This window comes from Azospirillum lipoferum 4B (genome assembly GCF_000283655.1).
GTDB lineage: Bacteria > Pseudomonadota > Alphaproteobacteria > Azospirillales > Azospirillaceae > Azospirillum > Azospirillum lipoferum_C.
The window spans coordinates 106,351-118,412 of sequence record NC_016624.1 but is presented as its reverse complement, the minus strand read 5'-3'; the positions used below and the strand labels follow the sequence as shown (position 1 = coordinate 118,412).

General features: G+C 67.3%; 9 protein-coding genes and 1 pseudogene. 6 read left to right on the top strand and 4 right to left on the bottom strand.

The annotated features are described in order from the left end of the window. Window positions 1-22: 22 nt before the first annotated feature. Together AZOLI_RS27635 and AZOLI_RS32795 are read left to right on the top strand one after the other, a co-directional pair. Complete coding sequence (locus tag AZOLI_RS27635) at window positions 23-862, top strand: hypothetical protein (RefSeq protein ID WP_014249953.1); 840 nt, start codon at window positions 23-25, stop codon at window positions 860-862. Beyond that, on the top strand, window positions 850-1,935 hold the full coding sequence (locus AZOLI_RS32795) for a hypothetical protein (RefSeq protein ID WP_162488481.1): 1,086 nt from the start codon (window positions 850-852) through the stop codon (window positions 1,933-1,935). The genes AZOLI_RS27635 and AZOLI_RS32795 overlap by 13 nt, the downstream gene beginning before the upstream one ends. On the opposite strand, the gene AZOLI_RS27630 is transcribed toward AZOLI_RS32795, so the two are convergent. Then, window positions 1,819-4,776, bottom strand: a complete 2,958-nt coding sequence (locus AZOLI_RS27630) for a Tn3-like element ISAli20 family transposase (RefSeq protein WP_014249951.1) — start codon at window positions 4,774-4,776, stop codon at window positions 1,819-1,821. The two genes, AZOLI_RS32795 and AZOLI_RS27630, sit on opposite strands and share 117 nt — an antisense overlap. A 139-nt stretch (window positions 4,777-4,915) precedes the next feature. Between AZOLI_RS27630 and AZOLI_RS27625 the strand changes: the two genes are divergently transcribed. The 3 genes and pseudogenes from AZOLI_RS27625 to AZOLI_RS31930 all read left to right on the top strand — a co-directional run bounded on the left by AZOLI_RS27625 (window position 4,916) and on the right by AZOLI_RS31930 (window position 6,381). Further along, complete coding sequence (locus AZOLI_RS27625; protein WP_014249950.1) at window positions 4,916-5,494, top strand: recombinase family protein; 579 nt, start codon at window positions 4,916-4,918, stop codon at window positions 5,492-5,494. 132 nt (window positions 5,495-5,626) lie between these two features. Beyond that, window positions 5,627-5,905: pseudogene (locus tag AZOLI_RS33500) on the top strand (transposase); the annotation flags it as partial. Next, window positions 5,833-6,381: an IS5 family transposase gene (locus tag AZOLI_RS31930; protein WP_244442499.1), complete on the top strand. Its 549-nt coding sequence runs from the start codon at window positions 5,833-5,835 to the stop codon at window positions 6,379-6,381. The pseudogene AZOLI_RS33500 and the gene AZOLI_RS31930, both read left to right, overlap by 73 nt. 178 nt (window positions 6,382-6,559) lie before the next feature. Here the strand turns inward: AZOLI_RS31930 and AZOLI_RS27610 are convergent, their stop codons facing one another. From AZOLI_RS27610 to AZOLI_RS30600, 3 genes are all read right to left on the bottom strand, one after another. Further along, on the bottom strand, window positions 6,560-7,843 hold the full coding sequence (locus AZOLI_RS27610; protein ID WP_014249949.1) for a TRAP transporter large permease: 1,284 nt from the start codon (window positions 7,841-7,843) through the stop codon (window positions 6,560-6,562). Then, window positions 7,840-8,379, bottom strand: coding sequence for a TRAP transporter small permease (locus tag AZOLI_RS27605; RefSeq protein WP_014249948.1), 540 nt, complete (start codon window positions 8,377-8,379; stop codon window positions 7,840-7,842). The genes AZOLI_RS27610 and AZOLI_RS27605 overlap by 4 nt, the downstream gene beginning before the upstream one ends. Before the next feature lie 79 nt (window positions 8,380-8,458). Continuing rightward, the gene (locus tag AZOLI_RS30600; protein WP_014249947.1) at window positions 8,459-10,303 is read right to left on the bottom strand and encodes a sensor histidine kinase; all 1,845 of its coding nucleotides are present in this window, start codon (window positions 10,301-10,303) and stop codon (window positions 8,459-8,461) included. 229 nt (window positions 10,304-10,532) lie between these two features. On the opposite strand from AZOLI_RS30600, the gene AZOLI_RS27595 reads away from it, so the two are divergent. Next, window positions 10,533-12,050, top strand: a complete 1,518-nt coding sequence (locus tag AZOLI_RS27595; protein ID WP_014249946.1) for a sigma-54 interaction domain-containing protein — start codon at window positions 10,533-10,535, stop codon at window positions 12,048-12,050. Window positions 12,051-12,062 lie beyond the last annotated feature (12 nt).

The following is a 12,062-nucleotide window of genomic DNA, read 5'->3' as shown; positions in this document are numbered from 1 at the left end:
GCACGTCCTCAAGACGATCGGCGTGACGGAAGCCGGTACCTCCGCGGCAAGCCGCCTGACCGCCACCGGCGCGCCGTTCGAGTTCTGCTTCGCCGAAGGTGCGAGCGGTCTGCGCTACACCGTGGAATACGGTCCGCCGGGCGAGCAGCCGGAGCGGCGCCTGTCGGACATACTCGGCTTCTTGACCAGGCAAGGGGTGCAGCCGCCGCGCGGCGATGTTCTCGACCGCATCGCGGCCCTGCAACGCCTTGGTGGCCTGACGTACGGCGCGTGGCTCGGTGTCCGCCACCATGACGCCTGCGACCGGTTCAAGGTTTATGCCGAGGTGCCCGCCGAAGCCGCGCCGGCGGCCGAAGCATGGACGACCGAGGTTCTGGGCAAGCCGCCGCGGCTGCCCGGACCGACACCAAGGGTCAACATGATCGGCCTCGATGCCGATTCCAATCGCTTCGAGATCTATCTCGCGAGCCGCGATCTGCTCCGAACCGGTGTCTCGATGGCGTTGTTGCCAGCTGGGCTTTCAGAGATGGCCGGCGGCATTCTGTCGGCGATCGACGGCATGACACCCTTCGCACCCCGTGCGCGGTTGCCAGCGCGGGACATTGGCTTTAGCTACGCCGTGAGCGCAGGTCGAACGGAGGTGACATTCACGCTTTACCTGGTGGCGCGGAAGCTGTTCGGCGACGATCGTGGCTGTGCAGATTGGATCGGCGATCGTTTGCCGGAGCATGCCCGCCTGATGCGTATCCTGCCGCTCGCCTCGCCCGGCATTGTCCATCATGGGATGATTGGTCTTACCGTCGGGCCAGGTTTGGCTCGCCCGCTGCTCACCGTTGGGGTTGCCGCGCCGTGGATGAATTGAGGCAGCCGGGAGATTGGCGGGCGGTCTTAGCGGCACAGCAGGACGACGGTTCCTTCCTGTCGCACGTCCGACTCTCATCGGGTGCGGTCAACGATCGCAATGTTTTCGCGACGGCGCTGGTTTTGGATCGGTTGCGCGCGGCGGCATGCCGGCCGGACATCGTCGCGGCGCGCAATCGGGCGCTGGATTTCCTGCAACGCTGCGCGGACCCATCGTGCCAGGGGAGATTTGGCTTTTATCGCGCGGGCCACCAGCCGGCCTGGATGCTGCCGCGACTGGCACCCGACGCGGACGATACGGCGCTTTGCAATCTGGCTCTGCTGCGGGCGGGTCGGATCGACCGAACCGAGGTGTGCCGTGTGGTCCGCGAAGTACTTTTGCCATTTCGGCTGCTCTACCGGAATGAGAGGTCGCAGCCGTGGCATCGGATTGGAGCATTACTGACGTGGCTCGACCCTGGCGCGTTCCCCAACCCGGTCGACTGCACGGTGAATGTGAACGTGTTGATGTTGCTGCATGCGAGCGGCGAACTTTGGCCCGAAGCCGGCGCGATCACCGAAATGCTCCATGCGGCGGTTGACTGGGCCGGCGGGTCGAAGATGAAAGCCGTCAAGCTGTCACCGTGGTATCCGGAGCCCATCGAATTCGTTTTTGCCGTCGAACGAGCCGCGGCGGCGGAGGTGCCCGGGATGGCCGAACTCTCCGGTCATCTGCAACGTCTGGAGTGGGTAGTGAAGGACAAACCGAACGATTTACCGATCTGCGGCTCCAGTGATGGGCGTATTGTTTGGACGTGCCCAGCGTTGAGGTCCGCGCGGGCGATCCCCGAAACCGGGCTCGATGCCTGGGTGAACTTTCCCCGGATCTGTGGTTCTCCCGCACTTTGCGTGGAAGAGGGCATCGCGACATTTGTTCGGCAGACAACGCTAAGGTCGAACGGACCGGGAACTTGGCTTTCAGGCGGCATGGCGGTCCCGTCGCAGGTTAAGCGGTCGCCTGCCGATGGGCACGGCCGCGGCGCGGCCCCACAGGAAATCGCCGGACAGACCGATGTGCTCCCAGCCGACCGGTGAGGTGTGGACGAGCAGGTCGTCGGGTACGGTCCCGCCGACGGCGCGCAGATGACCAACCGCGTCGGCCATGTAGGTCGAGTTCCAATAGACGATCGCGGCGATGAGCAGGTTCAGCCCCGAGGCGCGATACTGCTGCGCTTGGGACCCGCGGTCGGCGATCCGGCCCTGTTTGAACGTGCAGATCGCCTGGGCCAGAGCGTGACGCTGCTCCCCTTTGTTCAACCCGATGTGACAGCTCCGTCTGAGCTCGGGTGTTTCCAACCAGCGGATCATGAAGAGTGTGCGCTCGATGCGGCCCAGTTCCTGGAGCGCCAGATCAAGCTGGTTTTGTCGCTCGTAGGCGGCCAGCTTCTTCAACATGGTCGAGGGCGCCACGGTGCCGGCCTTCAGCGACGCGACCAGGCGCACCACGTCGTTCCAATGCTCACGGATGACGTCCACCTTGACCCGCCGGCCCAGCAGTGGCTGGAGGTCCGGATAACAGCTCGACGGCTCGATGCTGGCCAGCCGACGTTCGGGAAAATCGCGCAGGCGAGGACAGAAGCGGAAGCCGAGCATGGCGGCCAAAATGAACACGTGATCCGAGGTGCCGCCTGTATCGACGTAGTGGGTGTCGAGCTTCAAGCCGGTCCCATGGTGCAGCAGGCCGTCCAGAACGTAGGGGGCCTCGTGGGCCGCCGCCGAGATGACCCGGACATGGTACGGACCGTGCTGGTCCGAGACGTGGGTGTAGAAGCTGAAGCCGGGACTGCCGCCATACCGGGCGTTCACCTCGCCGGCGACGTTGCCGCGCTTGCCGGAACGGAAGAACTGGCCGTCCGATGAGGACGTCGTTCCGCCACCCCAGACGGCGGCCATGGGCAGCCGATGGTGAGCGTCGATGATCCGGGCCAGGGCCGACTGGTAGGTTTCAGGCCGGATGCAGGCGTCGGCGGTCCAGATGAGCTGGTCGCGGGTCACGCCCTGGCTGGCCTCCGCCATGCGTGTCAGGCCCAGGTTGGTGCCGTCGGCTAGGATGACGGCGAGCAGCGCGTTCTCGTTGTCGCAGGATTCACCGGTGCGCAGGTTGGTGAACGCCGCCGCGAAGCCGGTCGCGCGGTTGACCTCGTGCAGCAGTTCGGTGATGCGCACGCGCGGCAGAAGGGCGTCGAGCCGGTCGGCGAGAACGTCCGCTTCTGGCGGCGCGGTCGCCTTCAGCGCCGCGATGTGCAGCCGCTCATCGCGCAATTCGACGCCCTCGAGCTGGCCGTCGCGCAGGCGCTGGGCAAAACGCTTCAGCTGTTCGTCGAGGTCGCGCCCCAGCGCCCCCAGCCACTCTTCGGCCGTCGCGGGCAGCGTCAAATCCGCTGAGATCGGGGCCGCCGCCGCCGCGGGCAGCAGATAGCTGTCGAAGCGGCGGTAGTTGGACGACCGCTCCACCCACACGTCGCCCGAGCGCAGTTTGTTGCGCAGGGTGGCGAGCACCGCTGTCTCGTAGAGCCGCCGGTTGGGCTTGCCGTCCTTGGTGACGAGGCGCCGCCACTCCTTGCGGAACAGCATCGGCGCGTCCGCCGGGATGTCGCGCTTGCCGGATCGGTTGAGCTCCTTGAGCAACTCGACCGCCGCCAGGATCGGGTCCTTGCTCCGGGCAGCCTTGAACGTGAGCGCTTCGAGGAGCGCCGGGGCGAACTTCCGGATGGTGACGTACCGGTCGGCGGCGCGGACCAGCGGGTCCTCTTCCGCGAGCTCGGCGAGGCTGGCCACCTCGCCGCGCACGCGCAGCAACTGCGGCCAGCCCACCGCCTCGTTGACGAGAGCGAAGGCGTCCCCGTCGCTTTCCTGGGCTAGGCTGAGCGCCTCGATGGTGCGGTGAAACAGACGCATCAGACGGCCGACGTCCTTCGTCTTCGCGACGCAGGTCTTTTCCTTGTTGTTCTTCGCGCGCGTGAACGCACCGCCGATCAGCTTGTCGGCCATGTCGAGCGCGGCGTCGGTGAGCCGGTTCTCCAGGTCGATCAGCAACGCCACCAGTGTCGCGCGCCGCCGGTTCGGCGCACAGCGCTCGATCAGGTAGGTGGGCGAGGCCATGCCCTCGCGGGCAAACTGGCGAAAGCGGGTTTCATGGACACGCGCCTGCGCCTCGGCATCGATTCCGATGCCGCGAACGACGTGAAGTTTGTCGATCACGTCGCGAACGTGATCCGCTTTCGGCGCCGTGGGAATAGTCCTCAACCAGGTCAGCGAGGTGATCCCGGTTGCTGGATCAACGGCCAGCAGCTTGTCGAGTTTATCCCGCTGCTCGGCCGTGAGATCGGCCACCAAGGCATCCGCCGCCCGCTTTCGGGCGCGAGCACGGCCCGCCAGGGCGGCGCGCTCGATCACCGCCGGGGACGGCAGGACGATCTTCGCTGACCGGAGTGCAGCGATGGTCCCGGTCATGATCGACATTCCTTGGTCGGAAATCCAGGCCGCCTGCGCTGCGGCCTCGATCAAGTCAGGCAAATCGGCCTCGCGTGGGAACCGCAGCCCAAGCGCGGCGACAGTGTCGCGGGCGTGATCGGTCATCGTTTGTGATCGACGCGCATACTCGGCGAAGGCCGTCACCGGCAGCTCGAGGTGTTCGGCCACCCAGCCGACGACGGCGTCGATCGGCTCGCCGATATGGGGCAGAGGCAATCCGGGATAACGCAAGAGCGCCAATTGCACGGCGAAGCCCAAGCGGTTGGCATTACCGCGTCGGCTGGCGATGAGGTCCAAATCCGAGCGGGTGAACGTGTAATGGCGGGCCAAGGCGTCCCGATCCGTGGGCAGGCCGAACAACAGTCGGCGTTCCTCCTCCGTCAGCAATTGGCGTCGTGCCACGTGGTCTTTCCCTGTCCAGAAAACGTCGGATTGGACTGTGGACGGCAGGGATTAACGGGACGTATTCTGTGGACGGCGGCGCAGCAGTCTGATCGGGTTCGGCGCGACCGTCCACAGAACGGCCGGTTGGGGGACGGGCATGGGCGACATGCTGGGCTACGCACGGGTCTCGACCGGCGACCAGGATGTCGCCGGCCAACGGTTGCGGCTGGAGCAGGCCGGCGCCTTGAAGGTCTTCACCGACGTGTGCTCGGGCAAGGCGAAGGACCGGCCAGGGTTGGAGGCGTTGCTCGCCCATGCGCGCCGTGGCGACACGCTGGCCATTGTCCGCCTCGACCGGCTCGGCCGATCGCTCGCTGAGTTGCTGGCGACAGTGGCGATGCTGAAGGAGCGCGGGATCGGCCTGCTCAGCCTGGAGGAGAGGATCGACACCACTTCGGCGGCCGGCGAACTGGTGTTCCACGTCTTCGGCGCGATTGCGCATTTCGAACAGCGGCTGATCGCCGAGCGCACGAAGGACGGCATCGCGCCCGCCCGGGCCCGCGGCAAACGCCCAGGTCGCGAGCCGGTGGACATGGACAAGATCAAAGCGGCACTGAAACTGGTGGAAGCTGGCCTGTCGCCGACCGAAGCCGCCAAGCAGCTGGGGTTGGGGAGATCCACCGTTTACCGGGAGATGAGCTTGGCGGGCCTCCAGAGGCCGCCGTACACCTCCTGACCAGCATCAGGCTGGGCAATCATCCATCGCTGTTCCCGGTGCGTTCGACCTTAGGGCGTGTCGTCAGTTATGGGATTCCCAGCGGTAGGAATGCGTGATTCATAGAGGGTCGGCTGACGGGAGGGCCGACGAATGCGACGCTATGCTTTGCGCGACGATCAGTGGGAGCGGGTCCAGGATTTTCTGCCGGGGCGGGTAGGCCATGTCGGGGGGACGGCGAAGGACAACCGCCTGTTCGTCGAGGCGGTGCTGTACCGTTACCGGGCTGGCATTCCCTGGCGCGACCTGCCCACCCGGTTCGGGGATTGGAAGAACACCCACCGCCGCTACCGCCGCTGGTGCGAGAGCGGGGTGTTCGAGCGCCTTTTCAAAGCCCTGGCCGAGGACAGCGACAACGAGTACATGATGCTCGACGCGACCATCGTCCGCGCCCACCAGCACAGCGCCGGGGCGCGAAAAAAGGGGGCGCCTGCCAAGCCATCGGCCGATCACGAGGGGGGCTGACGACGAAGATCCATGCCATCGTGGACGCCTTGGGCAACCCGGTGGCGATCTCCCTGACCCCCGGTCAGGCCTCTGACTTCAGCCAAGCCGCCCCTCTGCTCGACGCGGTCGAGCCGCAGGCCCTCATCGCCGACAAGGCCTATGATGGCGACGCCCTGATCGACGCATTGAAGGAGCGCGACATCGTCCCCGTCATCCCGTCCAAGGCTAATCGGCTGATCGCCCGCGATACCGATTTCGCCTTGTACCGCGAACGTAATCTCGTCGAGCGATTCTTCAACAAGCTGAAGGGCTTCCGAGCCATTGCAACTCGATACGACAAGCTTGCCAGCACTTTCTTGGCGGCTGTTTACCTCGTGTCGGCTGTCATCTGGCTCAACTGACGACACGCCCTAGCGTTGTCTGCCGAACAAATGTCGCGATGCCCTCAAATTTGTTGCCAAAGCGCTACAAAAGAACCAGCACTTCGGAGATCTCCCAGGTACTTCATGGTAAATCTCCGAAGCAGCCTTCGTGAAGACTTTGCCAACAACCTCATGAAAGCACGGCTTAAAAAGCTAATTAGAACCCCATCTGCCGCGGCATCCACAGCGCCAGATCGGGCCAGACGATCACCGCGACCACCACCAGCAGCAGGGTGACGAGCGGCCACAGCACCCAGCGCACTGTGTCTTCCATCCTGCAGCCGGTCATCCGGCAGGCGACCATCAGATTGACCGCCATCGGCGGGGTGAACTGGCCGACCGCGATCATCAGGGTCAGGATCACGCCGAACCAGGTCAGGTCCCAGTTGTAGGCCTGGGCGATGGGAATCAGCAGCGGCAGCAGGATGATGAAGATCGAGATGCCGTCCAGGAAGGTGCCGATGACGGTCAGCATCACCACCAGCAGAGCCAGCACGCCATATTCGCCGAGGCCGGAATGGATGATGGCGTCGGCGATGGGATCGATCACCGACAGGGTGCTGAGCGCCCAGCCGAACACGCTGGCCAGCGCGATCACCGACAGGATGATGGCGGAGATCTCCGCCGCCTCCACCAGCATGGAATAGAGGTCGCGGAAGCGGATGGTGCGGTAGACCACCATGCCCAGCAGCAGGCCGTAAGCCACCGCGATCACCGCCGCCTCGGTCGGGGTGAAGATGCCGAAGCGCAGGCCGCCCAGGATGATGACCTTGGCGAACAGGCCGAGCGCCGCGTCCCACAGGCTGCGCCAGAAGGGCGGGCGCGGCTCGTGCGACAGCTTGGCGCCCAGATTGTGCTTCCGAGCCAGCCAATAGACCGGGACGATCAGGGCAAGGCCGGCCAGCGTGCCGGGGATGATGCCGGCGGCGAACATCGAGGTGGTCGGGGCGGCGGGCACCAGCACGCTGTAGATGATCAACGCGACCGACGGCGGAATCAGGATGTCGGTGGCCGCCGCCGCGGCGATGACACTGGCGATGTAGGGGCGGGGATAGCCGGCGCGGATCATGCTGGGCGCCATCACGCCGCAGACCGCGGCGGCGATGGCGGGACCCGAACCGGAAATGCCGCCCATCATCATCGCCACCACCACCGCGATGACCGCCAGCGCGCCCTTGCCCTGGCCGACGATGGCTGTGGCAAAGCGCACCAGCTTCTGCGCCACGCCCGACCGGTCGAAGATGGTGCCGGCCAGCACGAACATCGGGATGGTCAGCAGCGGATACTTGGCGATGCCGGTATAGACGCTGGTGGGCACGGAAATGACGCCGAGATGGGCGAAGGCGATGGCGGCGGTGCCGGCCAGACCCAGGGCGGCCGCAATCGGCACGCCCAGCACCATCATGACCAGGAAGGAACCGAAGAGCAGGGTCGTGATCACGGTTCCCCCTCCGGGATATGGCCGGTCTCCAGCGGCTCGGTGCCCTTGTGGATGCGGATCATCCGGCCGACGGTGCGGGCCAGCACCACGAGCGACAGCAGCGGCAGCCAGATCGTGTAGATCCACTGCGGCAGGCCCAGTGCCGGCGACGTCACCTCGAACCGGTAATCGTCCCAGGTCGTCCAGGCGCCGTAGACCACCAGCAGCCCATACATCAGCGCCACGCAGGCCATGGCGAACTGTTCGGCCCGGCGGCGGTTGGCGGGCGACATCTTGTCGACGATGAAGGTGATGCGGATGTGGCGGTCCTTCACCACCGCGGCCGAGGCGCCGAGGAAGGTCAGGATCACCATCAGGGCAATCGAATATTCCTCTGTGAAGGCGAAGGACACGTCGGTCAGGTAGCGCACCACGACATTGGCGAAGGTGATCAGCGCCACCACCGCCATGGTGACGGCGACCAGCACCTCTTCGATGCCCAGGGGGACGCGGGGTTTCGGCACCGGCCGGACGACGGTGGGGTCGTGATCGCTCATATTGCCAGGGTCCAGATGAAGGGAGCGGGATTATTCCCTTCACCGGGCAATCAATGCAAGAAACGATCTCCCCGGCGGATTACTCCGCCGGCATGCCCGCCATCCCCTCTTCGCAAAGCGCCTCCTGGCGAAGCGGGAGTCTGAGCGTGAAGACGCTGCCCACGCCCAGCCGGCTGTCCACCGTCACCGTTCCGCCATGCAGGGCGGCGATGCGGCGAACCATGTTCAGCCCGACACCGCTTCCCGCCGCCGTCCCGGTGTTGGTGGCACGGAAGAAGCGGTCGAACACCCGCTCCACCTCCGCCGCCGGGATGCCGATGCCCTGGTCGGCCACGGACAGCGCCAGTTCCGACTGCCCGCCCGGCCCTTCCCCGATCCACGCGCGCAGCCGCACCGGTGAGCCGGCCGGCGAGTACTTCAGTGCATTGTTCAGCAGATTGTGGACGCACAACTCCAGCATGGGACCGTCCCCGGTCATGCCGGCCGGGCAATCCGTCAGGTCCAGTTCGATCCGCCGGCCGGGAGCGGCGTCGCCCTGGGCCGCCGCCGCAGCGCGCAACAGCGCCGGCAGGTTCAGCGGATCGCGGCGCAGGGCGAAGGCCGGGTCGCTCAGCCGGTCGTCGGCCAGACAGGTGTCCAGGATGTTGACCTGCCGGCGCACCGCACGGCGGATCTTTTCCAGCCGCGGCAACATGCCGGGAGCCTTCATCTCCGCATCCAGCAGCAGGATCTGGGCGGCGCCGTCGATGATGGCCAGCGGGGTCTTGAACTCGTGCGCGGTCATCGACAGGAAGCCCTTCAGCGCCCGCTTGGCCTCCTGCTCCGCGACCAGCCGCTCTTCCGCCTCCAGCCGGGCGAGGTCCAGGCGGCGGACGGTGTCCTCCAGCCGCGCCTCCGTCCTGCGGCGGTGGGTGACGTCGCGCAGCATCAGCAGACAGCCGACCTCGCGCGGCCCCGACCGCCCTCCGCCACGGCCGCCGGAGGTCAGTGGAACCCGCGTCGCCTCGAAGCTGCGCAGGCCGCCGTCGCAGTCCAGCGTCAGCGGAACCGGCGCCGCGGTGCAGCCACCGGGCGCCAGGACGGACAGGCCGGGAAGCTCGGCCAGCCGGTGGCCGAGCGGCTGGCGGTCGCGCACCAGCGCAAGCGCCGCCGGGTTCGCCTCCACCACCGTGCCGTCGGCGTCCAGGACCAGAACCGGATCCGGCACCGCGTCAAGCAGGGCGTCGCGGGCGACCGGCAGCAGGTCGAACAGGCGCCGGCGGGTGATCAGCCAGTAGAAGACCGCGCCCATCAGAAGGAAACTGAAGGGGGTGGGGTCGAAATCGAACAGGGTCAGGTTGCCGGTGACATAGCCGACATTCGCCACCCACGGCACCGCCATCGCCACCAGGAAGCCCAGGTAATGGGTGCGGTAGGCCGGCGTCGCCCGTTGGACGCCGTTGGCGGTGACGACGATGCTCATCACCATGAAGGCGTAGAGATAGATGGTGACGACGAAGAACAGCAGTCCGTGGCTGTAGACCAGTGCGGCACCCGGCGTATCGCTGACGGGGTGGACCGCGGTGTAGATCAGCCGGTGGCTGTCGTTGGTCAGCGCCGCCGCCCAGGTCGCCATCCCCACCACGGCCGGCACCAGACGCCAGCGCGCCGCCACCTCCTCCCGCGTGTAGGACCAGAGGAACAGCGCCCAGAAGCTGGGGGTGCAGACGATGCCGAGCCAGGCCATCTCCGCCCAGAACAGCTTGTCCGCCGGTGCCGGGACGATGATCTCGATGGCGGCGGCTGTCGCCCACCAGGAGGCGGACAGCTGCATCGCCACGAAATTGAACCGGCCGGGGAAGGGCGGCAGGACCCAGCTGCGCCACGCCGTCCACAGGGTCGCCAGCACCGCGGCCAGGAGAAGGATGGCGGGCAGGTTCAGCATGGCGGGGAGGACGGCACGGGCAAGACGGCTCCGGTGGACGGGTGCAGCCCGCCCGGAACAGGTCCGGACAATGGCGCGGGCGCAGCATGGACCGGCCCGCCGCGACTCCGCAAGGGGGTGCGGCACCATGGTCGGAGTAGGCCGGCGGCACGTTCCGCCATTGCGGATTCCGCGCGCGATCCCGATAACACGAGGGGATGGGACGGACGGGCACAGGGGAGCGGCCGGGGTGACGCACGGAACCGACAGCGACCGGTTTTCAGGCGATGGGCTGGACGCCCGTCCCTTCGACGGCGATGCCTTCGAAGGCGGCGCCGCCCTGCTGCACCGCCGCGCCATCCCCTCGCTGTTCGAGGCGCTGGAGACCCAGTCCGAAGGCACGGTGGCGGTCGACCGCGACGCCCGCGTGGTGTGGATCAACGCCAAATACGCCCGCATGCTGGGCATCGCCGACCCCGCCGAGGCCATCGGCCGCGAGGTGGAGGAGATCATCCCCCATTCGCAGATGCGGCAGGTCCTGGCGACCGGTCAGCCGATCCTGCTCGACCTGATGCTGTTCGGCACCCAGCGGCTGGTGGTGACCCGCTTCCCCCTGACCGACGACGACGGCGCGGTGATCGGCGCCGTCGGCTTCGTCCTGTATGACAGCCTGCACCGGCTGAAGCCGCTGCTGGCCGAACTGTCGCGGCTTGAGGCGGAGCTGGCGGCGACCAAGCGCCGGCTCGACGAGGGGCGGCAGCCGCGCTACACGCTGCAGAGCTATGTCGGCGACAGCCCGGTGTGCCTGGAGGTCAAGCGCAAGGCGCGGCTGGCCGCCCGCACCGATGCGCCGATCCTGCTGCTGGGCGAGACCGGCACCGGCAAGGAGTTGATCGCCCAGGCCATCCATGGCCTGTCGGCCCGCAGCGGCCGGTCCTTCGTCGGCGTCAATGTGGCGGCCATCCCGGAAACGCTGCTGGAAGCGGAATTCTTCGGCGCGGTGCCCGGCGCCTATACCGGGCTCGACCGCCGCGGGCGGGAAGGCCGCTTCAAGACCGCCAACGGCGGCACCCTGTTCCTGGACGAGATCGGCGACATGCCGCTCGGCCTCCAGGCCAAGCTGCTGCGCGCATTGCAGGAGCAGGAGATCGAACCGCTCGGTTCCGACCGGCCGGTGAAGGTGGATGTACGGGTGATCGCCGCCACCAACGTCGACCTGGAGCGGCGGATCCGCGACGGCCGCTTCCGCTCCGACCTCTATTACCGGCTGAACGTGCTGCCGATCCGCCTGCCGGCCCTGGCCGAGATGGGCGGCGGGCTGGAAGCCATCGCCGAATCCATCCTGCAGGAGATCGCCGCCCGCACTGGGCTCCCCCTGCGCGGCCTGACCCCGGAAGCGGTGGAGGCGCTGGGCCGCCACCGCTGGCCCGGCAATGTGCGCGAACTGCGCAACGTGCTGGAGCGGGCCTGTCTGCTGACCGACAACCGCCGCCTGACCGCCGCCGACCTTGCGGAGGCGCTGCCGGATCTGGGCGACGCGGCACCGGCCGAGACGGCTCGTCCGGCGCCGGTCCAGCAGTTGGTCCAGGCGGACTCGCAGCCCCTGCCGGGCTACGACGCGGCGTTCGACGAATTCGAGCGCGGCCTGCTCGGCCGCGCGCTCGCCGCCAGCGGTGGCCGGGCGACGGAGGCGGCACGGGCGCTCGGCATCTCCCGCGCCGCCTTCTACAAGAAGCTCGCCCGGCTGGGGATGCGCGCCGGCGGGTGAGGCCGGCGCGAC